Source organism: Sulfitobacter sp. R86518 (assembly GCF_042466275.1).
Classification (GTDB): domain Bacteria; phylum Pseudomonadota; class Alphaproteobacteria; order Rhodobacterales; family Rhodobacteraceae; genus Sulfitobacter; species Sulfitobacter pontiacus.
In genome coordinates, this window is sequence record NZ_JAXHCA010000005.1 from 445,701 (window position 1) to 469,528 (window position 23,828).

24 protein-coding genes are annotated in these 23,828 nt (G+C 62.1%); 17 read left to right on the forward strand and 7 right to left on the reverse strand.

Features of this window, described 5'->3' with window-relative positions; translation table 11 throughout:
• Window positions 1-74 precede the first annotated feature (74 nt).
• Genes SJY36_RS02975 through SJY36_RS02995 form a run of 5 tightly spaced genes read left to right on the forward strand, consistent with a single transcriptional unit; the run spans window position 75 to window position 4,436 of the window.
• Window positions 75-755 (forward strand): SURF1 family protein, encoded by a 681-nt coding sequence (locus tag SJY36_RS02975; protein ID WP_386172869.1) that lies wholly within the window; start codon window positions 75-77, stop codon window positions 753-755.
• Window positions 756-760: 5 nt separating this feature from the next.
• Window positions 761-2,149, forward strand: coding sequence for a threonine synthase (thrC, locus tag SJY36_RS02980; protein ID WP_289080710.1), 1,389 nt, complete (start codon window positions 761-763; stop codon window positions 2,147-2,149).
• Entirely contained in the window at window positions 2,146-3,408 is a 1,263-nt protein-coding gene (locus SJY36_RS02985) for a M16 family metallopeptidase (protein ID WP_386172871.1), read from the forward strand. The genes thrC and SJY36_RS02985 overlap by 4 nt, the downstream gene beginning before the upstream one ends.
• Window positions 3,408-3,992 carry a GNAT family N-acetyltransferase gene (locus tag SJY36_RS02990; protein ID WP_005851700.1) on the forward strand — a complete coding sequence of 195 codons (585 nt, stop codon included), beginning with the start codon at window positions 3,408-3,410 and terminating at the stop codon, window positions 3,990-3,992. The genes SJY36_RS02985 and SJY36_RS02990 overlap by 1 nt, the downstream gene beginning before the upstream one ends.
• 6 nt (window positions 3,993-3,998) lie before the next feature.
• The gene (locus SJY36_RS02995; protein ID WP_386172873.1) at window positions 3,999-4,436 is read left to right on the forward strand and encodes a VOC family protein; all 438 of its coding nucleotides are present in this window, start codon (window positions 3,999-4,001) and stop codon (window positions 4,434-4,436) included.
• A 69-nt stretch (window positions 4,437-4,505) separates the two neighbouring features.
• Here the strand turns inward: SJY36_RS02995 and SJY36_RS03000 are convergent, their stop codons facing one another.
• Complete coding sequence (locus SJY36_RS03000) at window positions 4,506-5,105, reverse strand: GcrA family cell cycle regulator (protein WP_005851702.1); 600 nt, start codon at window positions 5,103-5,105, stop codon at window positions 4,506-4,508.
• Between the two features lie 432 nt (window positions 5,106-5,537).
• On the opposite strand from SJY36_RS03000, the gene SJY36_RS03005 reads away from it, so the two are divergent.
• The 3 genes from SJY36_RS03005 to SJY36_RS03015 all read left to right on the forward strand — a co-directional run bounded on the left by SJY36_RS03005 (window position 5,538) and on the right by SJY36_RS03015 (window position 8,689).
• Complete coding sequence (locus SJY36_RS03005) at window positions 5,538-6,713, forward strand: aspartate aminotransferase family protein (protein ID WP_386172875.1); 1,176 nt, start codon at window positions 5,538-5,540, stop codon at window positions 6,711-6,713.
• Between the two features lie 75 nt (window positions 6,714-6,788).
• Window positions 6,789-7,694 (forward strand): ornithine carbamoyltransferase, encoded by a 906-nt coding sequence (gene argF / locus SJY36_RS03010; protein ID WP_009826142.1) that lies wholly within the window; start codon window positions 6,789-6,791, stop codon window positions 7,692-7,694.
• Window positions 7,691-8,689 carry a 2-dehydropantoate 2-reductase gene (locus SJY36_RS03015; RefSeq protein WP_386172877.1) on the forward strand — a complete coding sequence of 333 codons (999 nt, stop codon included), beginning with the start codon at window positions 7,691-7,693 and terminating at the stop codon, window positions 8,687-8,689. Before argF ends, SJY36_RS03015 begins: the two co-directional genes overlap by 4 nt.
• Window positions 8,690-8,714: 25 nt before the next feature.
• Here the strand turns inward: SJY36_RS03015 and SJY36_RS03020 are convergent, their stop codons facing one another.
• Window positions 8,715-10,196 (reverse strand): inorganic phosphate transporter, encoded by a 1,482-nt coding sequence (locus tag SJY36_RS03020; protein WP_386172879.1) that lies wholly within the window; start codon window positions 10,194-10,196, stop codon window positions 8,715-8,717.
• A gap of 87 nt (window positions 10,197-10,283) precedes the next feature.
• Complete coding sequence (locus tag SJY36_RS03025; RefSeq protein ID WP_005851707.1) at window positions 10,284-10,742, reverse strand: NUDIX hydrolase; 459 nt, start codon at window positions 10,740-10,742, stop codon at window positions 10,284-10,286.
• Window positions 10,743-10,895: 153 nt separating this feature from the next.
• On the opposite strand from SJY36_RS03025, the gene gndA reads away from it, so the two are divergent.
• Entirely contained in the window at window positions 10,896-12,323 is a 1,428-nt protein-coding gene (gene gndA / locus SJY36_RS03030) for an NADP-dependent phosphogluconate dehydrogenase (RefSeq protein WP_386172882.1), read from the forward strand.
• A gap of 9 nt (window positions 12,324-12,332) precedes the next feature.
• Here the strand turns inward: gndA and truA are convergent, their stop codons facing one another.
• The gene (gene truA, locus SJY36_RS03035; RefSeq protein ID WP_074635813.1) at window positions 12,333-13,121 is read right to left on the reverse strand and encodes a tRNA pseudouridine(38-40) synthase TruA; all 789 of its coding nucleotides are present in this window, start codon (window positions 13,119-13,121) and stop codon (window positions 12,333-12,335) included.
• A gap of 92 nt (window positions 13,122-13,213) precedes the next feature.
• Between truA and SJY36_RS03040 the strand changes: the two genes are divergently transcribed.
• From SJY36_RS03040 to SJY36_RS03060, 5 genes are all read left to right on the forward strand, one after another.
• A complete protein-coding gene (locus tag SJY36_RS03040; protein ID WP_340237383.1) occupies window positions 13,214-14,626 on the forward strand; it encodes a YcjX family protein in 1,413 nt (470 codons plus the stop codon).
• The gene (locus tag SJY36_RS03045; RefSeq protein ID WP_037965093.1) at window positions 14,623-15,078 is read left to right on the forward strand and encodes a GNAT family N-acetyltransferase; all 456 of its coding nucleotides are present in this window, start codon (window positions 14,623-14,625) and stop codon (window positions 15,076-15,078) included. Before SJY36_RS03040 ends, SJY36_RS03045 begins: the two co-directional genes overlap by 4 nt.
• Window positions 15,078-16,079: a YcjF family protein gene (locus SJY36_RS03050; protein ID WP_386172885.1), complete on the forward strand. Its 1,002-nt coding sequence runs from the start codon at window positions 15,078-15,080 to the stop codon at window positions 16,077-16,079. The genes SJY36_RS03045 and SJY36_RS03050 overlap by 1 nt, the downstream gene beginning before the upstream one ends.
• A 196-nt stretch (window positions 16,080-16,275) precedes the next feature.
• On the forward strand, window positions 16,276-19,230 hold the full coding sequence (gene ileS / locus SJY36_RS03055) for an isoleucine--tRNA ligase (protein WP_386172887.1): 2,955 nt from the start codon (window positions 16,276-16,278) through the stop codon (window positions 19,228-19,230).
• 33 nt (window positions 19,231-19,263) lie between these two features.
• The gene (locus SJY36_RS03060; RefSeq protein ID WP_341205239.1) at window positions 19,264-19,722 is read left to right on the forward strand and encodes a methylated-DNA--[protein]-cysteine S-methyltransferase; all 459 of its coding nucleotides are present in this window, start codon (window positions 19,264-19,266) and stop codon (window positions 19,720-19,722) included.
• A gap of 42 nt (window positions 19,723-19,764) precedes the next feature.
• Here SJY36_RS03060 and SJY36_RS03065 read toward each other — a convergent pair whose 3' ends face one another.
• Window positions 19,765-20,460 (reverse strand): CDP-alcohol phosphatidyltransferase family protein, encoded by a 696-nt coding sequence (locus SJY36_RS03065; protein WP_386172889.1) that lies wholly within the window; start codon window positions 20,458-20,460, stop codon window positions 19,765-19,767.
• 188 nt (window positions 20,461-20,648) lie between these two features.
• On the opposite strand from SJY36_RS03065, the gene rpmB reads away from it, so the two are divergent.
• The 3 genes from rpmB to SJY36_RS03080 all read left to right on the forward strand — a co-directional run bounded on the left by rpmB (window position 20,649) and on the right by SJY36_RS03080 (window position 21,948).
• Window positions 20,649-20,948, forward strand: a complete 300-nt coding sequence (gene rpmB, locus SJY36_RS03070; RefSeq protein ID WP_005851725.1) for a 50S ribosomal protein L28 — start codon at window positions 20,649-20,651, stop codon at window positions 20,946-20,948.
• 99 nt (window positions 20,949-21,047) lie between these two features.
• Window positions 21,048-21,392, forward strand: a complete 345-nt coding sequence (locus tag SJY36_RS03075) for a hypothetical protein (protein ID WP_386172891.1) — start codon at window positions 21,048-21,050, stop codon at window positions 21,390-21,392.
• A gap of 46 nt (window positions 21,393-21,438) precedes the next feature.
• Window positions 21,439-21,948, forward strand: a complete 510-nt coding sequence (locus tag SJY36_RS03080; RefSeq protein ID WP_386172893.1) for a copper chaperone PCu(A)C — start codon at window positions 21,439-21,441, stop codon at window positions 21,946-21,948.
• A gap of 39 nt (window positions 21,949-21,987) precedes the next feature.
• Here the strand turns inward: SJY36_RS03080 and SJY36_RS03085 are convergent, their stop codons facing one another.
• Window positions 21,988-22,701: an NAD-dependent deacylase gene (locus SJY36_RS03085; protein WP_386172895.1), complete on the reverse strand. Its 714-nt coding sequence runs from the start codon at window positions 22,699-22,701 to the stop codon at window positions 21,988-21,990.
• A gap of 58 nt (window positions 22,702-22,759) precedes the next feature.
• The gene (locus SJY36_RS03090; RefSeq protein ID WP_386172897.1) at window positions 22,760-23,725 is read right to left on the reverse strand and encodes a LysR family transcriptional regulator; all 966 of its coding nucleotides are present in this window, start codon (window positions 23,723-23,725) and stop codon (window positions 22,760-22,762) included.
• Window positions 23,726-23,828 lie beyond the last annotated feature (103 nt).

Genomic DNA, 23,828 nt, shown 5'->3' on the forward strand with positions numbered 1-23,828 from the left:
GGCGCGCGAGGGGGACCTTGCGCGCCTTTGCATTGCCGCCACCCGTCCACGGGTGCCAACCTCAAGAGAGCTTTATGCGTCGTACGCTATTCCTGCTGATTGTCGGCCTTGGCGGGGCTGCTATCCTGATCTGGCTGAGCGTTTGGCAGATCCAGCGGCTGGCGTGGAAAGAGGCGATCATCGCCGACATCAACACCCGCATCGCCGCCGCCCCCGTCGACCTGCCCCCTACCGTCAACGCCGAGGATGACGCCTATTTGCCCGTCGCGGTGACCGGTTCCTATCACGCAGGCGAGGTGCATGTGCTTGTGTCCCAGAAAGACGTCGGCGCAGGCTACCGCGTCATCGCGCCTTTCACGCTTGAGTTTGGCCGCCGCATCATGGTCGACCGCGGCTTTGTCCGGACGACGGACAAGGACGCCCCCCGCGCGTTGGGCCCCGCGACGGTGACGGGCAATCTGCAATGGCCGCGCGAAACCGATAGCTTCACCCCAGAGGCCGACCTGAAGGGCAACATCTGGTTCGCCCGCGATGTGCCGGATATGGCGCAAACGCTTGGCACCGACCCCGTTCTTCTGGTTGCGCGCAGCAGCATGCCTCAGCCAGCGGGGATCAGCCCGTTGCCCGTCGATACCGCCCGTATTCCCAACGACCACTTGCAATATGCCATCACTTGGTTCTCTCTTGCCGCGATCTGGCTTGGGATGAGCCTGTTCTTCTTGCGCCGCCGCCGCGCGCCCAAAACCGAAAGCTGACCCTTATGCGTTATGTCTCCACCCGTGGTTCCGCCCCCGTTTTGTCGTTCGAAGAGGCGCTGCTGACCGGCCTCGCCCGTGACGGCGGCCTGTATGTGCCCGAAACGATCCCGACGCTAGACACCGATGAGCTGCGCGAGATGGCCACGATGTCCTACGAGGATGTCGCCTTTCGTGTTATGAAACCCTTTGTCGGCGACACATTCAGCGACGATGAATTCAAGGCACTGATCGCCAAGGCCTATGCGGGCTTCAACCACAAGGTGCGCGCGCCGCTGGTGCAGCTTGAACAGGGGCACTTCCTGCTTGAACTGTTCCACGGTCCCACGCTGGCGTTTAAAGACTTTGCCATGCAGTTAATCGGCCACATGTTCCAGGCCGTTCTGTCGCGCAAGGGTGAACGGGTGACCATCGTCGGTGCGACCTCGGGCGATACCGGATCAGCCGCGATCGAAGCCTTCCGCGGGCTGGATAACGTCGATGTCTTCATCCTCTTCCCCCACGGCCGCGTGTCCGAAGTGCAGCGCCGACAGATGACCACACCATCGGAAAGCAACGTGCACGCGCTAGCGCTGGACGGTGACTTCGACGACTGTCAGGCGCGCCTGAAAGACATGTTCAACGACCACGCTTTCCGCGACGGGGTGCAACTGGCAGGGGTCAACAGCATCAACTGGGGCCGCGTGCTGGCGCAGGTGGTCTATTACTTCACGGCAGGGCTCGCTATGGGCGCGCTGGACCGCAAGGTCAGCTTTACCGTGCCCACGGGCAACTTCGGCGACATCTTCGCGGGCTACATCGCGCGCGAAATGGGCCTGCCGATTGCCGATCTGGTGGTTGCGACGAACCAGAATGACATCCTGCACCGCTGCCTGACCACAGGCGGCTACCACAAGGGCGAGGTTCATGCCTCTATCAGCCCATCGATGGATATTCAGGTCAGCTCCAACTTTGAACGCGCCTTGTATTTCGCCTACGGCCAAGACAGCGACGCGATCAATGCGCTGATGGGCGATCTGGCGAAGGGTGGGTTTGACGTGGGCGACAATGCCCTGCGCGACCTGCAAAACACCTATAAATCGGGCCGCGTGTCCGAAGAGGAAACCAGCGAGACGATCAAGACCTTCTACGCCGACACAAACGAGCTTCTGTGCCCGCATTCTGCCATCGGGGTGCGCGTGGGGGCGGCCTTGCGTGACCCGGCGACGCCGATGATCACGCTGGCCACCGCACATCCGGCCAAGTTCCCCGACGCGGTCGAAGCCGCCACAGGCCAGCGCCCGCCGCTGCCCGACCACATGGCCGATCTGTTCGATCGCGAAGAACGCGTGACCCGCGTGCCGAACGACCTTGAGGCGCTCAAGGATATCATTAAAGGGGGCATCGCTCAGTGAGCTTGCAACAACACCGCCTGTCCAACGGCTTTCGTATCGTAACCGAGCATATGCCGGGGCTTGCATCGGCATCTATCGGGGTCTGGGTTTCGGCGGGCGCGCGGCATGAGACGGCCACGCAAAACGGTATCGCGCATTTCCTTGAGCATATGGCGTTCAAGGGCACAGCCAAGCGCACCTCGTTGCAAATCGCCGAAGCGATCGAGGATGTGGGCGGCTATATCAACGCCTATACCTCGCGTGAAGTGACGGCATACTATGTGCGCGTGCTGGAAAATGACGTGTCGCTGGGGCTGGATGTGATCGCCGATATCTTGCGCAATCCCGTCCTTGATAATGGCGAGATCGAGGTGGAGCGCGGCGTGATCCTGCAAGAGATCGGTCAGGCGCTGGATACGCCGGATGATGTGATCTTTGACTGGTTGCAGGAAAAAGCATACCCCAACCAACCCATCGGGCGTACCATTCTGGGCCCGTCCGAACGCGTATCGAATTTCAGCCGCGAAGACCTGTCGGGCTTTATCAGCCAGCATTACGGCCCCGACCAGATGATCCTCGCCGCCGCTGGGGCGGTGGACCATGACGAGATCGTGCGCCTTGCTGAACAGCTGTTCGGCGACATGCCCCCCAAGCCTCTCTTCGACGTGGATGCTGCCAAATTCAGCGGCGGTGAAGTGCGCCAGTTGAAACCGCTTGAGCAAGCGCATTTCGCGCTCGGGTTCGAAGCGCCCGGCTACCGCGCTGATGATATCTATGTCGCGCAGATCTATGCCTCTGCCCTGGGGGGCGGCATGTCGAGCCGCCTGTTCCAGGAGGTCCGCGAGAACCGCGGCCTGTGTTATACGATCTTCGCGCAGGCAGGGGCCTATGCCGATACGGGCATGATGACGATCTATGCGGGCACCAGCGGTGAACAGCTGCCCGAACTGGCGGGCATCACCATTGACGAGATGAAGCGCGCCGCCTCCGACATGTCGCCGGCCGAGGTCGCGCGGGCACGGGCGCAGATGAAGGCTGGGCTGCTGATGGGGCTGGAAAGCCCGTCGAACCGCGCGGAACGTCTGGCGCGTCTGATCCAGATCTGGGACCGCGTCCCCCCGCTGGAAGAGACCATCGCGCAGATTGACGCGGTCACTACAGGTGACGTGCGCGACTTTGCCCAGAATATCGCCTCCAGCGCCCCTGCGGCATTGGCGCTTTATGGTCCGGTAGACGGCGCCCCCACATTGGAAGAACTTCAGGAGCGTCGCGCTGCCTGATGCAACTGCTGAAACGAAAGCTTGCCATTGAAACCGAAAGGCTGACGTTGCGGCCACCGGTGCATGCTGACTTCCGCCCCTGGGCCACCCTGCGGTCGGACAGCATCACCTACCTCACCCCGTGGGAGCCGTCCTGGGCACCGGACCACCTGTCGCGCAAAGCGTTTACCAATCGGGTCTACTGGGCCAACCGGTCGGTCTCTGCGGGGACGGCGCTGCCGCTGTTCCTGATCCGCCGCAAGGATAACATGCTGATCGGGGCGATCACGCTGGATAACATCCGCCGCGGCCCGGCACAGGCGGGCACCTTGGGGTATTGGACCGGCGAACAATTCGCCCGCCGTGGCTATATGCGCGAAGCGATCGAGGCGACGGTGCACCACGCCTTCACCCGTCTGGACATCAGCCGCGTCGAGGCCGCCTGCCTGCCCGAGAACATCGCCTCGCGCGGGTTGCTGGAAAAGACCGGTTTCAAATACGAAGGCGTCGCGCAAAGCTATCTGCAAATCGACGGGCGCTGGCGGACCCATGTGCTGTATGCGCAGTTGCGCGGGGACCGTCGGGGCAAGACCGCAGCGGGGTAGGGGGCTATGATCGCCTATGTCACTGTCGGGGCAGACGACCTTGCACGTGCCAAACGCTTCTATACGGCTTTCCTGCCAGCCTTGGGCTATGCGTTGACCGAAGGTCCCGAGGGCTTGAGCTTTGTGTTGCCACAGGCTTCGGGGCAGCCCGCGGCCATGCCAGATTTCTACGTCAAACCGACCTTTGATGGCGCGCCGGCTTCTGCTGGCAACGGGTCGATGATCGCGTTCGAAGCAACCAGCCAGGCACAGGTGCGCGTGTTACACGCCGCAGCGCTGGCCGCGGGCGGCAGCGATGAGGGCCAGCCGGGGTTTCGCGCCACCTATGGTCCGCGCTTCTACGTCAGCTACCTGCGCGACCCCCAAGGCAACAAGATCGCGGTGTTCTGCGATAATCCGGCAGAGCCGAGCAGGGATGATCCACCCACTGCGCCGACGCGTTGATATGAAAAAGGCCAGACATCGCTGTCTGGCCTTTCGTTACTCTGATGTCCGCAGTGGCTGACTGGCAGCTTAGCGGCGGCGGTCGCGCCGCGCGCTCATCGGTTGGAAGGCGACGCCGACGTGTGCCTCACAATAGGGCTTGCCCTGCTGTACGGGCAGACCGCAGAACCAGAAATCATCCGTTGCAGGGTCACCGACGGGCCATTTGCAGGTCCGCTCTGTCAGGTCCATCAGGCCAATCTTCTTCGACTTTTTCTCGACCTCGCTCACCTTGGCAAGCGCTTCCGGGCTGATCTCGTTCGCGGAGGGCTGCGGTGGCAGCGGCTGACCGGCGGGAATGATCTTGGCGCGCGCGGGCAGGTTGGGGCGGGGCGCTGGCGCGGCCTCCGCCGGTTCCGGCTCTGCGGCTTCGGGGGCGGGTTCAGCCTTGGGCTTGGCGGCCGCGGCGGGTTTCGCGGCAGGCTTGGCCTTGGCTTCCGGTTTGGCAGCCGCAGCAGGGGCGGCGGCGGGCGCTGCGGTTGCGGTCCGGTTGGACAGCCCCAGACGATGCACCTTGCCGATCACGGCATTGCGGGTCACACCGCCCAACTCCTTTGCAATCTGGCTTGCGGATTGGCCCTCGCCCCACATTTTCTTCAGGATCTCTACGCGGTCATCGGTCCAAGACATTTGGCGTCCTTAGCTAACAAGCGGCCCTTCTCAGGACCGCCGTGGAAAAATCTCAAGCCCCTATACTAATCACTGACAGCTTGGGTGCAAGGCGCGAACGGGCGATTGGGACGGCAGCGGGCGCAAACGCTCCCTTAAAACCACAGCAAAGCAGCCCCGGCACCGTTCGTGCGACAGATTGCGGCGATCGCGCGCCAATTTTTGCTTTGCAAGCCGCGAAAAGCTGCTTATGCAAACGGCATGATCAATCGTTCGACATCCTCTTTGCGACGACGCCAAGGCTAATTGGCGACACCGGCCCCTGACACGGGGGGCACGGCATTGATCTTTTGCGACATAAATTGCGTCGCACCCCTTCAAATCTTATTGACCCTCTCCGTCACACATGGCCTTTTGTGCCTTTGATGCGGCCAACCCATAAGGATGATCCTGATGATCCCATCTGTTCTGCCGACCTATTCACGCGCCCCCCTGAGCTTTGTCAAAGGCGAAGGGTCCTGGTTGATTGAACAGGACGGCCGCCGATTTCTGGATCTGGGCGCAGGCATTGCGGTGAACGCGCTTGGCCATGCGCACCCCGCGCTGGTGGCGGCGCTGACCGAACAGGCGGGGCAGCTTTGGCATACCTCGAACCTCTACGAGATCCCCCAGCAACAGGAACTGGCCGACCGGCTGGTCGCGCTCAGCTTTGCCGATACGGTGTTCTTCACCAACTCCGGCACCGAGGCATGCGAACTGGCGGTCAAGATGGCGCGCAAGTATTTCTACGACAAGGGCCAGTCCGACCGGACCGAGATCATCACCTTCTCGGGTTCGTTCCACGGGCGGTCATCTGCCGGGATCGCGGCGGCAGGGTCCGAGAAAATGACCAAAGGCTTCGGCCCGCTGCTCCCCGGTTTCAAACATATCGAATTTGGCGATATGGAGGCGCTTGGCGCGGCGATCACCGATACCACAGCCGCCATCATGATCGAACCGGTGCAGGGCGAAGGCGGCATCCGTCCCGTGCCGGATGCGGACCTCAAACAGATGCGCGCGCTGTGCGAAACACACGGGCTGCTGCTGATCTTTGACGAGGTGCAATGCGGCGTGGGCCGCACCGGCAAGATGTTCGCCCATGAATGGGCCGGTGTCACCCCCGACATCATGATGGTTGCCAAAGGCATCGGCGGCGGTTTCCCCCTGGGCGCCGTGCTGGCTACAGAGAACGCGGCTTCTGGCATGACGGCGGGCACCCACGGGTCGACCTATGGCGGCAACCCGCTGGGCTGTGCCGTGGGCAATGCTGTGGTCAATATCATTGGCACAGACGCCTTTCTTGAGGATGTGAACCGCAAGGCCGGCCTGATGCGCCAAAAGCTCGAAGGGTTGGTCGCCAGCCACCCTGACGTGTTCGAAAGCGTGCGCGGCAGCGGGCTGATGCTGGGGCTGAAATGCAAAGCCACCAACAGCGATGTCGTCGCCGCAGGGTACCGTCACGAGGTCATCACAGTACCGGCGGCGGATAACGTAATCCGCCTGCTGCCCCCTCTCAATATCACCGATGAAGACATCGCCGAGGCCGTCTCCCGCCTTGATCAAGCCGCCAGCAGCCTTGCTGCGAGCTGACCTTCATTTTGCCCTATAAACTCCGGGGGGCCGGGGGGCTGGCCCCCCAACTCCCTAAAATTAAAAGAATACCCCATGAAACATTTTCTCGACATTCACCAAACCGATCCGGCTGACCTGCGCAGCATCATCGACAATGCCGCCACGATGAAATCGTCCCGTCTGGGCCGCCCCCGTGGTGCGCCGGATGATGAACAGCCGCTCAAGGATCACATGGTCGCGCTGATCTTTGAAAAGCCCTCGACACGGACGCGGGTCAGCTTTGACGTGGGCGTACGTCAGATGGGCGGGCAGACGATGGTGCTCTCTGGCGCAGATATGCAGCTCGGCCACGGAGAGACCATCGCCGACACGGCACGGGTGCTCAGCCGCTATGTCGATCTGATCATGATCCGTACCTTCGAAGAGGCGACCCTGCTGGAGATGGCGGAATATGCCTCTGTCCCGGTGATCAACGGGCTGACCAACCGCACCCACCCCTGCCAGATCATGGCCGATATCATGACCTTTGAAGAGCACAGCGGCCCGATCAAGGGCAAAAAGGTGGTCTGGTCCGGTGACGGTAACAACGTCTTCGCCAGCTTCGCGCATGCGGCCAAAGCCTTTGATTTCGAACTTGTGTTTACCGGCCCGCAGACACTGGACCCCGAGGCCGCGCTGAATGGCCTTTACACCACCGAACGTGACCCAAACAAAGCGGTAGAGGGCGCGGATCTGGTCGTGACAGACACATGGGTGTCGATGCATGATCCGCAATCGGCGCGCGAACGTCGGCACAACCAGCTGCGCGGCTATCAGGTGAATGACGCGCTGATGGCCAAGGCAAAACCCGACGCGCTGTTTATGCACTGTTTGCCCGCGCACCGCGACGATGAGGTGACAAGCTCTGTTATGGACGGCCCAAGCTCGGTCATTTTTGACGAGGCTGAAAACCGGCTGCACGCGCAAAAGTCGGTCATGCGCTGGTGCTTGGGGAAATGAGCGACCGGCGGCCCATCGTTGTCGCGGGTGCGGGGGCGATCGGCTGCTTTGTGGGTGGCATGCTTGCCGCCCACGGTCGCGATGTCACGCTGTTGGTACGTCCCCGCGTGGCAGAGCAGATCCGCAAGCATGGTCTGCGGCTGACGGGTTTTGACGGGCTCGACCAACAGGTGCCCGCCGCAAGCCTGACCCTCTCTCAGGACCCTGCCTGTCTTGCCGAGGCGGGGATCGTGCTGGTCACGGTCAAGACCGACGACACCGCCGAAATCGCACGGCTGGTGGCGCAGCACACGCCTGCGCTGTCGACCATTGTCAGCCTGCAAAACGGCCTCGACGCGGCCGAGATCCTGCGCGAGGCCTTGCCGCTGCATGATGTACGCGGGGGCATGGTGCCTTTCAATGTCGTCCCCCATGGCGACGGGCGGTATCACCGCGCGACCAGCGGGGATATTTTCGTCGAAACGGGCCGGATGCCACTGGCGGGCTATCTGTCGGTGCCGGGATTGCAGGTTACGGGGACGGGGGCGATCATCGGCGTTCAATGGGGCAAGCTGTTGCTGAACCTGAACAACGCGCTGAACGCCCTGTCAGGGCTGACCTTGCAGCAACAACTGCTCGATCGGCGCTGGCGACGCGTGATGGCCGCCCAGATGGCCGAGGCGCTTGCCGTGCTGAAGGCTCATGGCATCCACCCTGCATCCTCTACGCCACTGCCCGCACAGCTGATCCCTTGGGTGCTGCGCCTGCCGACGCCGCTGTTCACGCGTGTCGCGGCCAAGATGCTGACGATTGACCCGATGGCGCGGACCTCGATGTCCTATGACCTGGAAGCGGGTAAACCGACCGAGATCGACGCGCTTCAGGGGCGGATCATCGCGATGGGGGCGCAGGAAGGCGTCGCCACGCCGCTGTGTCAGCGGGTCTCTGATCTGGTGAAAGAGGCGCAGGCGCGCGGTCCGGGGTTGCCCGATATGGATCCCTCGGACCTGCGCTAGGCGGCAAGGCCATGCGCCACAGCGCTTAGTTGACCAGCGCGTTCAGCCCCAGAAAGATCATCGCTGACATGGTTGCTGCCGCAGGGACGGTGATGACCCAGGCCGCGACGATGGTCATGAAGTGCGACCGGCGCACGAGTTTTCGGCGGCGGCGTTCCTCTACCGCGATGCGTTTGACCTGACCGGCTTTGGCACCGGGGCGACGCAGGCGGCGCTCCATATGCCATTCGCGGTAGAAGCCTACGCCAAAAACGCCCCCCACAGCGATATGGGTAGAGCTGACGGGCAGGCCCAGCCACGAGGCGATGATCACGGTGATCGCCGCAGAGAGGGCGACGCAATAGGCGCGCATCGGGTTCAGCTTGGTGATCTGGCTGCCCACCATGCGGATCAGTTTCGGCCCGAAAAGGAACAGCCCGAAGGAAATGCCGAAGGCCCCGATCACCATCACCCACATAGGGATAGAGACTTTGGCCTCGAACCCGCCGAACTCCGAGGCGTGGACGATCGCGGCAAGGGGCCCAACCGCGTTGGCGACATCATTGGCCCCATGGGCAAAGCTGAGCAGCGCTGCGGAAAAGACCAGCGGCAGGCCGAACAACACTTTGACGGATTTGTTGCGGTTCTCCATCCCGATCGCCGCGCGGCGGATGACGGGGTAGGAAATGGCATAGGCCAAAGCGCCACAGGCCAAACCGATCAGCAGGGCAGAGCCCATGTTGATCTCGACGATCTTTTTAAGCCCCTTGAGCGCCAGATAGGTGGCAAAGACACCGGACATGACGCCAATCAGGATCGGCACCCAGCGACGCGAAGCTGCGATCTTGTCGTCTTGGTAAAGGATTTGCGACTTGATCAGCGCAAGGAACATCGCTGCGACAGCGCCGCCCAAGACGGGCGAGATGATCCAGCTGAGGGCGATCATACTCATCGAAGGCCAATTCACTGCCGCCATCCCCGCAGCCGCGATGCCGGCCCCCATGACGCCGCCCACGACCGAATGTGTGGTTGATACCGGCGCGCCCACCCATGTGGCCAGATTGACCCATAGTGCCGACGAGATCAGCGCGGCCATCATGGCCCAGATGAACACTTGGGAATCTGCGACCGACGCGGGGTCGATGATCCCTTTCGAGATGGTCGATACCACGTCGCCGCCAGCCAGAAGGGCACCGGCACTTTCGCAAATGGCCGCGATGATGATCGCACCGCCCATGCTCAGCGCCTTGGCACCGACGGCGGGGCCCATATTGTTGGCAACGTCATTGGCCCCGATGTTCACCGCCATATAGGCCCCGAAGGCCGCGGCGGCGATCACCACATAGTTGGACGGCTGCGCGCCAAAGAACAGGCCTGCGACCAGCGCGGCCAATACGATGAAGGCAAGGGCAATGCCAAATCCGACCATGGGCCGCGCCACATAGGTCGCGGCCTGTTCCACCCGCGAGATGCGGTTCAGGTCAGAATCCAGTGTTTTCCACTGTTGGCCTTTGGGTCCGTCGGTCATTGCTGCCTCATTTTCTAAAACCATGCGCTCGTGGCACAGTGAAAACGGTTTCGCAAGGCCGCACGGGGGGCTATCGGGGCGTGGCGACTAGAGGTTCAGAAGGATTTCGCGCAAATCAGGCTCCGCCACCAGTTCGGCGGCTTCCTTCGGGGGCATCCAGCGGCGGGTGCGCATGTCAACCTCGGGGTATTCATCCTCGATGTGACGGACGCGGGTCAGGTAGACCTGTGCGATGACCGGCGTGGTCATCCCTTCGGACAGGCCCTTGTCATAGTCATAATACCCGATCGGCTCGCTTTCGATATCGGCCTTGGACACGCCTGCCTCTTCCCATGCTTCGCGCAGGGCGGCACCGGCACCGTCCAGTCCGTCAATCGGCCAGCCTTTCGGCACGATCCACCGGCCGGTGTCGCGGCTGGTGATCATCAGGACTTCTTTACCTTCGGGGGTTTCACGGTAGCACAATGCGGCGACCTGAATACGTTTGGGGCGGCGCCAGATGGGGAGGATCATACCCTCCCACGCGCGTTTGAGTTCATGTATCATAATTAAAACGTTAACCTGTAACTTCGTTGTTCTTGCTTTTATCCGGTCATCGTAGCTGAAAAAGAGACGAGAATCAATTTCACCCCCGCAAACCCTTGTGCAACGGCGGTGTGCATCCCACTGTTTGATGGACCTTATAGGAGATTTAGCGCGATGGCCGCAGATTTAAAGACCGCAGATATTGGCGTTTATGGTCTGGGGACGATGGGCAGTGCGCTGGCGCTTAATCTGGCCGAGCAGGGCTTCCGTGTGGCGGTCAGTAACCGCGAAGCCGATTGGATCGCGCCCTTTCTGGCAGAGGCCGGACCGCTGGCGGGTCAGCTCTCGGGCCATGCGACGCTTGAGGATTTTGTTGACAGTATCGCGCAGCCGCGCAGCATCTTGTTCATGATCCCGTCGGGCGCACCGATGGATGCGATGATCGACGCGGTGATGCCGCTGCTGGATGAGGGCGACACCATCATTGATGGCGGCAACGCCGATTTCCACGACACCCGCCGCCGCGCCGCCGCCTTTGACGGTACGGGGCGGCATTTTGTCGGCATGGGCGTGTCGGGCGGCGAAGAGGGCGCGCGCCACGGCCCGTCGATGATGGTGGGCGGTACCGATCACAGCTGGACCCAGCTGCGCCCCATGCTCAGCGCGATTGCGGCCAAGTTTCAGGGCGCGCCTTGCGTCGATCATCTGGGGCCGGACGGGGCGGGGCATTTCGTCAAGACCGTGCACAACGGGATCGAATATGCCGACATGCAGATGATCGCCGAAGTCTACGGGCTGTTGCGCGACGCCGGTGGGCAAACGGCACCGCAGATCGGGGCGCTGTTTGAAAGCTGGCAGAAAGGGCCGCTCAGCTCTTACCTGATCGAGGTGTCTGCCGCCGCGCTGCAAACCGTGGATGCCGAGAGCGGGACGCCAATGGTGGATCTGATCCTTGATAAGGCGGGCCAGAAAGGCACGGGCCGCTGGACCCTGATCGAGGCGCTGAAGCTTGGCCAGTCGGCCAGCTCGATCGAAGCGGCCGTCGGTGCCCGTGGCTGGTCCAGCGAGAAAGCCTTGCGGGTCGCGGCGGCGCCGCTCTTGCCGGATGCGGTGACCGGCGGGACGCTGCCAACCGAGGATGAGATGAAATCGGCGCTGCTGGCCGCGCGCATTCTGGGTCACGCGCAGGGGTTCCGCGTGTTGTCTGCCGCCTCTGACGAATTTGGCTGGCAGCTGGATATGGCCCGCATTGCAGAGATCTGGCGCGCGGGCTGTATCATCCGGTCAGCCTTGCTGGACGATCTGGCCGATGCGTTCCACGCAGGATTGCCCGAGGGGGCCTTGATCCTCGCCCCTGCCATCCGCGATATGCTGGGCGATCACCTTGCTGGCCTGCGCAAGACCGTCGCCGCCGGGGTGAGCCTGGGCGTGCCCATGCCCGCGCTAAGCGCGTCACTGGCGTGGTATGACAGCATCCGAACCGCACGCGGCTCCGCGAATTTGATCCAGGCGCAGCGTGACTTTTTCGGTGCGCATGGGTTTGAACGCGGCGATATCGCGGGCGCGCACCACGGGACGTGGAACGCGATCCGGCGCGACTAGGGCGCTGGTTTAGCCGCGGCGCAGGGGCGATTGCGCGAAAGGGTCTGTCTCGTAGGTGACATGCGACAGATACAGACCCTGCGGCGGGGCGACGGGGCCGCAGGCTTGACGGTCCCGCGCAGCGAGCATCTGTTTCACATCGTCGGGCGCAAATGATCCGGCCCCGACGCGTTCAAGCGTGCCCACGATGCTGCGCACCTGATTGTGCAGGAAAGACCGCGCGCGCACGTCGAACTGCACCTCGACACCGCCGCCGACGGGATGCTCTGTCATATCCACGCGGTCCAGCGTTTTGACCGGCGTTTGCGCCTGACAGATGGTCGAGCGGAAGGTGGTGAAATCATGCTCGCCGATCAGATGGGTCGCGGCCTCGCGCATGCGGTCGATGTCCAGCGGCTTCTTGACCTGCCAGACCAGCCCCGCCTGATGTGTCGCCGGAGGACGACGTACCAGCACACGAAACAGATACCGGCGTTCAAGCGCGGAAAAGCGGGCGTGAAAGTCATCATCCACCGCGACGCAATCGACAATCGCAATGGGCAGTGGTTTCAGATGATAGTTGATCGCCTCGGACAGGCGGAACGGGGTCCAGTCACGTTCCATATCGCAATGGGCGACCTGCGCCAGCGCGTGGACACCGGCGTCGGTGCGCCCTGCGGCGGCGATGTTATGGGCGCGCGGTTCGATCTTGGCCAAAGCGTCCTCTATCGCGCCTTGGACAGACGCAAGGTCGATCTGGCGTTGCCAGCCGACAAAAGGTGCACCGTGGTATTCGATTTTCAGGGCATAGCGTTGCATGGCGGGCGTTTACCCTGAGGGTGCCCATCTGGCAATCCCTGACCCGCGTGCCTATGTTAGAGCGTAACGACAGGTGAAGGCGGGCACGGGCTTTGGTACTCTCAAGAATTGCCGATGGCATTTGGCGGCAGGTGGAAAATGTGCAGGACGGGGTGTCCGAGACGTTTTTCGAGCCTGTGATCCGTCTGGGCGTGACCGGTTTGGCGCGCTCCGGCAAGACCGTCTTTATCACCTCGCTTGTGGCGAACCTGCTGGATCGCGGGCGGATGCCGGGGCTGCTTGCGGCTTCCGAAGGGCGGATCGAGGCGGCGTTCTTGCAGCCGCAGCCCGATGATACCGTGCCGCGGTTCGAATATGAAAACCACCTTGCTGCGCTGACTGGCCCTACGCCGCATTGGCCCGACAGCACCCGCGCCATATCGGAACTGCGCCTGTCCTTGCGGGTGCGGCCAAACGGCTTGCTTGCGGGGTTTCAGGGGCCGCGCACGGTGCATCTTGATATCGTGGATTACCCCGGCGAATGGCTGCTGGATCTGGCGCTGATGGATGTGGATTATGCCACGTGGTCGGCGCAGGTGCTGGCGCGGATCGCCAACCGCGAAGAGGCCGCGGGCTACCGCGCGCTGGTGGAGGGGACCGACCCCGAGGCGGCGTTGGACGAACCCGTGGCCCAAGCGCTGGCCGCCAGCTTTGCCGAGTATCTGCAAACGGCACGTGCGAATGGCTATTCCGACTGCACACCGGGGCGGTTCCTGCTGCCCGGTGATCTGGCCGGATCGCCGGTGCTGACCTTTGCGCCCCTGCCGGGCGGCGAGGGGCCGCGCGGGTCACTGCTACGCGAGATGGCGCGGCGGTTCGAAGCGTATAAGCGGCAGGTGGTCAAACCGTTCTTTCGCGATCACTTTGCGCGGATCGACCGGCAGGTCGTGCTGGTGGATGCGCTTGGCGCGATCAATCAGGGCCCGCGTGCGGTCGAGGATCTGCGCGCTGCCATGAGCGATATCCTTGGCAGCTTCAAACCCGGACGCAACGGATTTCTGACGCAGCTTTTGCGCGGCAAACGGGTGGAGAAAATCCTCTTTGCCGCGACCAAGGCCGACCATTTGCACCACAGTCAGCACGCCAGCCTCACCGCGATTATGGAGGCGCTGACACGGGATGCCCGCGACCGCGCGCGCTTTGCGGGGGCTCAGACATCGGCCATGTCGCTGGCGTCTTTGCGTGCCACGACCGAAGCCACAATGACGCACAATGGCGAAACCCTAGAGGTCGTGCGCGGCAGCCTGCTGGATACCGGCAAAGAGGCCGCGTTCTATCCCGGTGAACTACCCAAAGACCCGGCACATCTTCTAAGCCCGGCGCGGGCGGGGGCGGAAAAATGGCTGGATCAGGATTATCAGATCATGCGTTTCGCGCCTGCTCGGCTGAACCTGCGCCCCGGTGACGGCCCACCGCATATCCGTCTGGACCGCGCGGCGGAATTCCTGATCGGGGATCGTCTGTGACCAGTGATGATGTGACCATCGCACCCGCGCGGGTGCTGGATGCTGGTCGCCTGTCAGAGGTGATGGCCTGCGCCAATGCAGACCACGATTGGCTGCCTCAGGCCCACAGCCGCGCAGAAGAGATCGGCACACTGGGTGACATGATCGACGTGGGCTGGGTACAGGTGGCGCGGACCGAGGGGCATGTTGTGGGCTTTCTGGCACGGCGTGCGGCCGAGATTCACGGGCTGTATCTGCACCCCAAGGCCCAAGGCAAAGGCATCGCGCAGCGTTTGCTGAACGGGGCTAAGGCGCAAAGCGACCGGCTCGCGCTGTGGAGTTTCGAGGCGAACCTGCGTGCGTCGCGGTTCTACCGTGCCGCGGGCTTTATAGAGGTGGCGCGCAGCGACGGGGCAGGCAATGATTTCGGGCTGCCCGATGTGCGGTTTGAGTGGATGAAAGGGGCGGCGTGATGGCCAAGGGTCCGGTGCTATTTGATCTTGAAGAAGACACAACCGCGCGGCCTTCGGTGTCGGATGCGCCGCCGGTGCCCGACGTAGGTGCGCCCGCGCCGCAAGGGCAGGCGATGCAGATCGCGGCACGGCTGGCCGCGCGCAAGCCGTCTAAGCTGCTACGCCTGTTCTGGTGGCTGCTGACCACGCTGATCGGCGCGCTGGTGTCCATTGCCGCGTGGAACTTTATCATGGGGCTGCTGGCCAGCTATCCGCTGTTGGGAATGGCGATGACCGTGCTTATTGGTGCGGTGCTGTTGGTTCTTGTACTGCTCTGTCTGCGTGAATTGGCGGCGTTTAGCCGTCTGGCGCGGCTCGACGGCTTGCATCACGATGTGGGCGAGGCGCTGGCGCAGAATGATCTGACGGCGGCGCGGGCTGTGACGGACCGGCTGGTCGGCCTGTATCAGGGCCGCGAGGATACCCGTTGGGGCCGCGACCGTCTGGCAGAGCTGCGCGGCGATCAGTTGGATGCGCAGACCCTGCTGGCCCTGACCGAGGCAGAGCTGTTGGGCCCTCTCGACATCGCCGCCAGCCGCGAGGTCGAGGCGGCGGCCCGTCAGGTCGCGACGGTGACGGCGCTGGTGCCCTTGGCGCTGGCCGATGTGGTCGCGGCGATGACCAGCAACCTGCGCATGATCCGCCGCGTGGCCGAGATCTATGGCGGGCGCTCGGGCTTCTTTGGCTCGTGGCGTCTGACGCGGGTGGTGCTGTCGCATCTGGTGGCGACGGGGGCCGTGGCTGTGGGCGACGACATGCTGGAGCCGATCCTTGGTGGAACGATGCTGGCGAAACTGTCGCGCCGCTTTGGCGAAGGGCTAGTGAACGGTGCGTTGACCGCCCGCGTTGGCGTCGCCGCGATGGAGGTTTGTCGCCCCATGCCGTTCTCGGAGGCGCGCCGCCCCAAGGTGCGCAGCATCATCAAACGCGCGCTGTCGGGGCTGTTTTCCAAGGGCAGCTAGATGCCGCGGCGAGGGGGCTTGTCGGTCGATCTGCTGCGGCCTATAAGGCTGCATATGACCCGGAACTCCGCGATCATTATTCGAATTATTTTCCCGGCGCTCTGATTGACGAGACGCCGGGCAGAGGTGCTTGAGTTTTTCGCACCGCATCCGAACATTCACCATTCCGAAATACCGTTGCCAAAGGACGCCCGCCATGTGCGCCGACACCCCCGAAACGCTTGACTATAAATCCACGCTGAACCTGCCAAAAACCGATTTCCCGATGCGCGCGGGCCTGCCCAAACGCGAACCCGAATGGCTGGAGCGGTGGGAAAAGATCGGCGTCTATGACCGCCTGCGCGAAAAGCAGGGGCGCAAGCCCTTCACGCTGCACGACGGCCCGCCCTATGCGAATGGCAACCTGCATATCGGCCACGCGCTGAACAAGACGATCAAGGATATGATCGTGCGGTCGCACCAGATGATGGGCTTTGACGCGCGCTATATCCCCGGTTGGGATTGCCACGGCCTGCCCATCGAATGGAAGATCGAGGAACAGTACCGCCAGAAGGGCCGCGACAAGGACGATGTGCCGATCAACGATTTCCGCGCCGAATGCCGCAAATTCGCCGCCGGCTGGGTTGATGTGCAGCGCGAGGAATTCAAACGTCTGGGCATCACCGGCAACTGGGCAGACCCCTATCTGACGATGGATTTCCACGCGGAACGTGTGATCGCCGAAGAATTCATGAAGTTCCTGATGAACGGCACGCTCTATCAAGGCTCCAAACCCGTGATGTGGTCGCCGGTTGAAAAGACCGCGCTGGCCGAGGCCGAGGTGGAATACCACGACAAGGAAAGCTTTACGATCTGGGTGAAGTTCAAGGTCCAAGAGAAAAAAACGTCATTCCTGCCAGACCAGTTTGCGAAGCCTGAGCTCTCAGATGAACTCTTGGGTGCCTACGTCGTGATCTGGACCACGACGCCCTGGACCATGCCGTCCAACAAGGCCGTCGTCTATGGAGAAGATATCTCTTACGGTCTGTACGAAGTCACCGGCCGCCCCGAGGAATCCTGGGTCACCATCGGTGATCGCTATCTGCTGTCGGACAGCATGGCGATGGATGTGTTCGGGCGTGCGCGTCTGGATGACACCATGGTGCGCCGTTTGCGGGATGTGACGCAGGACGAACTGGCAAAGATCAAGCTGCAGCACCCGCTGGCGGGGGCCGAAGGCAGCAATGGCGAATGGGACGATCTGCGCGACTTCCGCGCCGCTGATTTCGTGACCGACACCGAAGGCACGGGCTTTGTCCATTGTGCGCCGTCGCATGGTCTTGAGGAATATGAACTTTACCGCGGTCTGGGGATGCTGGATCAGGTGATCACCTATAACGTGGTCGAAGACGGGTCTTTCCGCGCCGATCTGCCGTTCTTTGGCGGCAAGAAGATCCTCAAACCCAACGGCAAGGAAGGCGACGCCAACACGGCCGTGATCAACAAGCTGGTCGAGGTCGGCGGGCTGCTGGCGCGGGGCAAGATCAAGCATAGCTACCCGCATTCCTGGCGCTCCAAGGCTCCGGTCATCTACCGCAACACGCCGCAGTGGTTCGCGGCGATCGACCGGCCCGTTGGTGACGGGCAGGACACATTCGGCAAGACCATCCGTGAACGCGCCCTGACCGAGATCGACAACGTCAACTGGGTGCCCAAAAAGGGCCGCAACCGTCTGCACTCGATGATGGAAGCACGCCCCGACTGGGTGCTGTCGCGTCAACGGGCCTGGGGCGTGCCGCTGACCTGCTTTACCAAGAATGGCGCGCTGCCAACGGATGAAGACTTCTTGCTGCGCAACCCAGAGGTCAACCAGCGCATCGTCGAGGCGTTCGAGGCTGACGGTGCGGATGTCTGGTACGAAGATGGCGCAAAAGAGCGGTTCCTTGGCGGCATCGTGAACCCTGACGACTATACCCAAGTATTCGACATTCTGGATGTGTGGTTCGATTCCGGTTCAACCCACGCCTTCGTTCTGCGCGACCGTGAGGATGGCTCGGAAGACGGTATCGCGGATGTCTATATGGAAGGCACGGACCAGCACCGGGGCTGGTTCCATTCGTCGCTGCTGCAATCCGTGGGCACCACAGGCCGCGCGCCTTATCGTAACGTCGTGACGCATGGGTTCACGCTGGATGAGAAGGGCATGAAGATGTCCAAATCCATCGGCAATACCATCGTTCCCGAAAAGGTCGTGCAGCAATACGGCGCGGATATCCTGCGTCTGTGGGTGGCGCAGACCGATTATACCGCGGACCAGCGGATCGGGCCGGAAATCCTGAAAGGCACCGCCGACAGCTACCGCCGTCTGCGCAACACCATGCGCTATATGCTGGGCGCGCTGTCGGACTTTACCGATGCCGACCGGACCGAACCTGCAGATATGCCAGAGCTTGAACGCTGGGTGCTGCACCGTGTGGCAGAGTTGGATCAGATCGTGCGCGAAGGCTATGCGCGCTACGACTTCCAAGGCGTGTTCCAGGCGGTGTTCACCTTTGCCACGGTTGATCTGTCCGCGTTCTATTTCGACGTGCGTAAGGATGCGCTGTATTGCGACGGCAACACGCTGCGCCGCCGTGCTGCGCGCACGGTGCTGGATATCCTGTTCCACCGTCTGACGACATGGCTGGCCCCTGTGCTGGTGTTCACCATGGAGGAAGTCTGGCTTGAACGGTTCCCCGGCGACGAAAGCTCGGTTCATCTGACGGATATCCCTGAAACGCCCAAGGCGTGGCTGGATGCCGATCTGGCGGCGAAATGGGCCAAGGTGCGTGCCGCGCGGCGGGTTGTGACCTCGGCTTTGGAAGTGCAGCGGGTCGAGAAGGTCATCGGGGCCTCGCTTGAGGCCGCACCTATGGTGTTTGTTGCCGATGACGCTCAGCGGGCGGCGCTTGAAAGCGTTGCGTTCGAAGACGTTTGCATCACCTCGCAGATCGCCATCACCGGCGATGACGCCCCGGCAGAGGCGTTCCGTATGCCAGAGACCGACGGCGTGGCCGTGGTGTTCGAGAAAGCGTCGGGCGAGAAATGCGCACGCTGCTGGAAGGTACTGCCGGATGTCGGCACCCATGATCACGCGGGCGTCTGCGCCCGGTGTGACGAGGCTGTGTCCTAAGATGGTGCCGCGCCGCTTGATCCGGAAACTCGGGTGAAGCGGCGCAGCATCCCCACGCGCTTTGGCACCTTGGTCGTGACCGAGGATGCGGGCGCGATTACCCACCTGCATTGGGGGCAGGATACCCTACACCAAGACAAAAGCGCGCTGCTGGATGAGGCCGAGGTGCAGCTGCGTGCCTATGATGCGGGGCGGCTGACACAGTTCACTTTGCCACTGCGCATTGGCGGAAGTGCAACGTTGCAAGCGGTCTGCGCCGAGATGTCGGCGATCCCCTTTGGCGATACAGTGACCTACGGTGACATCGCGACCAAACTGGCGATCCCGGCGCAAGTGGTGGGGCAGGCCTGCGGGCAGAATCCTGTACCTGTCATTGTGCCGTGCCACCGTGTGATGGGGGCCAAGGGGCTGACCGGATACTCGGGTGCTGGCGGGGTAGAGACCAAGGTCGCCCTGCTACGCCACGAAGGGGCGGCAGGGTTGCTGATCTAGGTTAGAGGTTTCGTGCCGCTGGTTTGGACCTGCGCGCCTCTATCAGGCGTTGCGGTCGTAAAGATACTGCTGCGCGACACCGGCAAACATCAGATAGACGCTGGTGATAATCAGGCCCCAATGGGCCCAGCTTTGCGGGTGAAAATCGACCCACGCGGCCCAACCGGCAAAGAACGTCCAGCCCAATGCCATGGGCAGGGTGACCATGCGCCAACGCTCTGTCCGGACGGGATGCACGAATTTCAGCGGGGCGAACATGGTAATGGCCAAGACCGTGACAAGCACCAGCGACACCCACCATGGCGGCGAAAGGGCAAAGAGCACCAGCACCAGCATGTTCCAGCATCCGGGGAAGCCCCAGAAGGAGTTATCCTTGGTTTTCATGCGTGTGTCGCAGAAATACATGGCGCTGGCGAAGGTGACGATGATGATCATGACCCAACCGCTCCACCCGTCCATGAGGCCGGAATGGAATAGCGCAAAGGCCGGAATGAACACATAGGTGAGATAATCGATGATCAGATCAAGCAGCACGCCATCGAATTCGGGCGCATTGGTCCTTACGTCGTATTTACGCGCCAGCGGCCCGTCGATCCCGTCGACAAAGAAGGCGACAACCAGCCAAAGGAACATCATATCCCAGCGTTCGTCGGCGGCAGCAAGCATGGCCAGCATGGCGAAAATCGCACCCGTCGCAGTGAACAGATGGACAAGAAGGGCACGGGAATGAATATTCATATGCGACAGATGACAAATCTTTTCGACGGATGCAAAAGGAAAAGCGTGTGTTGCCGCGCAGGCTTGGGTTGACCCCGCTCGCGATTCCGCCTAAAGCCAGCAAACCAATTTCAGGGTTTGCCGTAGCGCGGCCCATATGGGTATTGCACCGGATCGCCGGAAATGCCCCGCAGCAAAAGGATAGACCCATGTCGCGCGTTTGCGAATTGACCGGAAAAGGCCCGATGACGGGCAACAACGTAAGCCACGCCAAGAACCGTACACGTCGTCGGTTCTTGCCAAACCTGAACGATGTCACCCTGCAGTCCGAAGCACTGGGCCGCGGTTTCAAGTTCCGCATCTCGGCAGCTGCTTTGCGCACTGTTGACCACCGCGGTGGCTTGGACAAGTTCATGGCGAAGGCAAAGGACACTGAACTGTCCGTCAACGCGTTGAAAGTTAAGAAAGCAATTGCAAAGTCCAGCGCCACAGCCGAAGCGCTGTCGTAAGACTTTCCAATCGTTACGATGTTGTAGCCCTGGCCTTTGGCCGGGGCTGCGTCGTTTTGGGCTGGTGCTTTTTCAAGCGCTTCGTCTAGGGTGCGGCCCATGACCCTGCGTTCCCTTTCAGCTTTGGTTCTGGCGTTGATGCTGGCCCTCACGGGGCAAAGCATGGCCGTCGCGCGCGGGGCCTCTGCGGCGACGGGGCAGATGGTGCTGTGCACCGGTGCCGGCCCTGTGGCGATTTATGTGGATGCGCAGGGCAAGCCGACCTCGGCCCCGCATATCTGCCCCGATTCGGCGCTTAACGTTGCAATGGCAGGCACGGTGGTTCTGGCGGCCGCACCGATGCAGATCGTGACCTTTGTCGCGCCGGCGGTGCATGTCCTGACTGCCGATGTGCCGCGACGTAAAACGCGCCACGACCCAAGGGCCCCGCCTGTCGCTGTCTGAGCCACACCCTTCACAGACATTTTGAATATGACGACAGGATATATCAATGACACCTGCTTTGCTGACCCGCGCTGTCTGCGCATTGTTTCTCTTTTCCGCCCCTCTCGCTGCCGAAGGCATCATGGTGGATGACGCCTACATCCGCAGCTCGACCGCGAAATCCACCTCCGGTGCGGCGTTTATGGTGGTGATGAACCACTCTGGCGCGGATGACCGTTTGATCGGGGCGTCCTCCGACGTGGCCGACAAGGTCGAACTGCATTCCCACACCTCTGACGACAATGGCGTCATGCGGATGGGCGAGATCGAAGGCGGCGTGTCCATTGCGGCGGATAACATGCACGCCTTCAAACGCGGCGGCGATCACCTGATGTTCATGGGCCTGAAAGGCCCGCTGGAGCAGGGCGCGATGGTGCCCGTCACACTTGAGTTCGAAAAGGCCGGTGCGGTCGAGATCGAGGTGATGGTCGATCAGGACCGCAAGCCGAACCATGGCAAGATGAAGCATGACCACGGTGATATGGATCACACCGGTCACGAGATGCCAAAAGACTGAGCCTTTTCGCCCCCATGAATGGTAGCGGCCCGATCTGTGTTAAAACGCGGGCCGCTGCTGGGGTGGGCTGCTCAAGAGTTCCTCCACCCAATCTGTGACCACACGTGTCGCCGGACCGGTGCGGTGTTCGGCGAACTGGTTCCCCACGGCAGAACGTTCGAGGTTCAGCTCTACCGTATGGGCCCCGTTGCGCCGCGCCTCTGCCACGAAACCGGCGGCGGGGTAGACGTTGCCAGAGGTGCCGATGGCTGCAAAGATATCGGCCTCGGCCAGATGGTCAAAAATCTCGTCCATGTCATAGGGCATTTCGCCGAACCAAACGATGTCGGGCCGCGCGGCTGGGGCATTGCAGGCGGGGCAGGGATCACCGACGGCCATGACCATAGGTGCGTGCCAACGGTGGTCGCAGGCAGCGCAGAGCGCTGAATTCAGCGCGCCGTGCATATGGATCACCCGCGCGCCGCCCTGTTCGTGCAGATCATCGACATTCTGCGTCACAATCACCACCTGTCCGGCATAATTCGCCTGCAGTCTGGCCAGCGCTTGATGCGCCGCGTTCGGTGATACCTCTGCCGCCTGTTTGCGGCGACCGTTATAGAAATCCACAACCAGTTGCGGGTCGCGGGCAAAACCTTCGGGGGTGGCGACGTCCTCGACCCGGTGCTGCGCCCAAAGCCCGTCTTCGGCGCGGAAGGTATCAATGCCGCTTTCCGCAGAAATGCCCGCGCCGGTCAGAATGACGATCTTGCTCATGTCAGCCCCTTTGTTTTACGCGCCAAGTGAACCAGCCGCGCAGCTTTTGCGCAAGCGGTCAGCCCTCTAACGCCTCGAAGCTGGAAGAAAGCCACGGCAACTGCGCCACCGTCGGCGCGATCATGTGGGACCGAAGCAGTTGCCGCATCGTGTCGGCAATATTCTGGGGCACCGGCCCCGTCCAGTCTGACCCCGCAAACAGCGAGATCTGTCGCGTTAATCCGGGCGTGGGGAGCGGGTGCACCGCAAGCTGCTGGTGAAACCGCTCTGCGCGGCAATAGCCGAAGGGCGTCGTGATGGCCCAGCCGATGCCCCGTGCCACCATCGCCATCAGGGCGAGATGGCTGCCGATCTCGAATTGCGAAGGCAGGGTGATATTGCTGCGCGTCAGATGGTTGTTGATCTGGTCGGCGATCAACTGGTCCGCCGCGTATTTAACGAAGGGCAGGGCGGATCGCCCCGTCATCAGTGCAGCGCTGTCGCCGTCAAAGCTGGCCGGGGTGACGATAACAAAGGGATCGCGGGCCAGCGGAATCTCGATCAGCCCGCTTTTTGCATCCCCGCTGGTGGCCGCAATGGCGACATGAAGCGATTTGTCCTGCACCGACTGGATCAGCCCCTTGCTGCCGTCGGTCACCATGCGAAAGCGACAGCCTGCCATACTGTCGGCCAGAAGGGTCGCCAGACGCGGGGTGACATCGTTGTCAAAGTCGTCAATCACGCCAAGGCTCAGGTCGCTGAGATTGGCAAGATCCATGACCGTCAGCTCGGATTGCGCGAGCCGGATATGGGTCAGCGCCGCGCCACTGTGCCGCAGAAAGCTTTCGCCCGCCGCGGTCAGACGCATGGGGCGTGTGCTATGGTCGATCAGGGCGGTGCCCATGGCGGCTTCGAGGTTGCTGATCTGCTGGCTCACGGCGGGTTGGCTTAACCCTGTCAGCGCGGCGGCCTGTGCGACCGAACCACGGCTGGCCAAAGCCTCGAACACCTCTATACCGCGCAGGGTGATGCCCTTTTTGATCATGGTGCTCGCCCCCTTCGTTCTTTCCAATTTTGTGAAGCATGCCCGATAAATTGGCAAGGTTGTCGCGGATCATGTGCCCATAGTTTCACAAAAGTGAAATGAG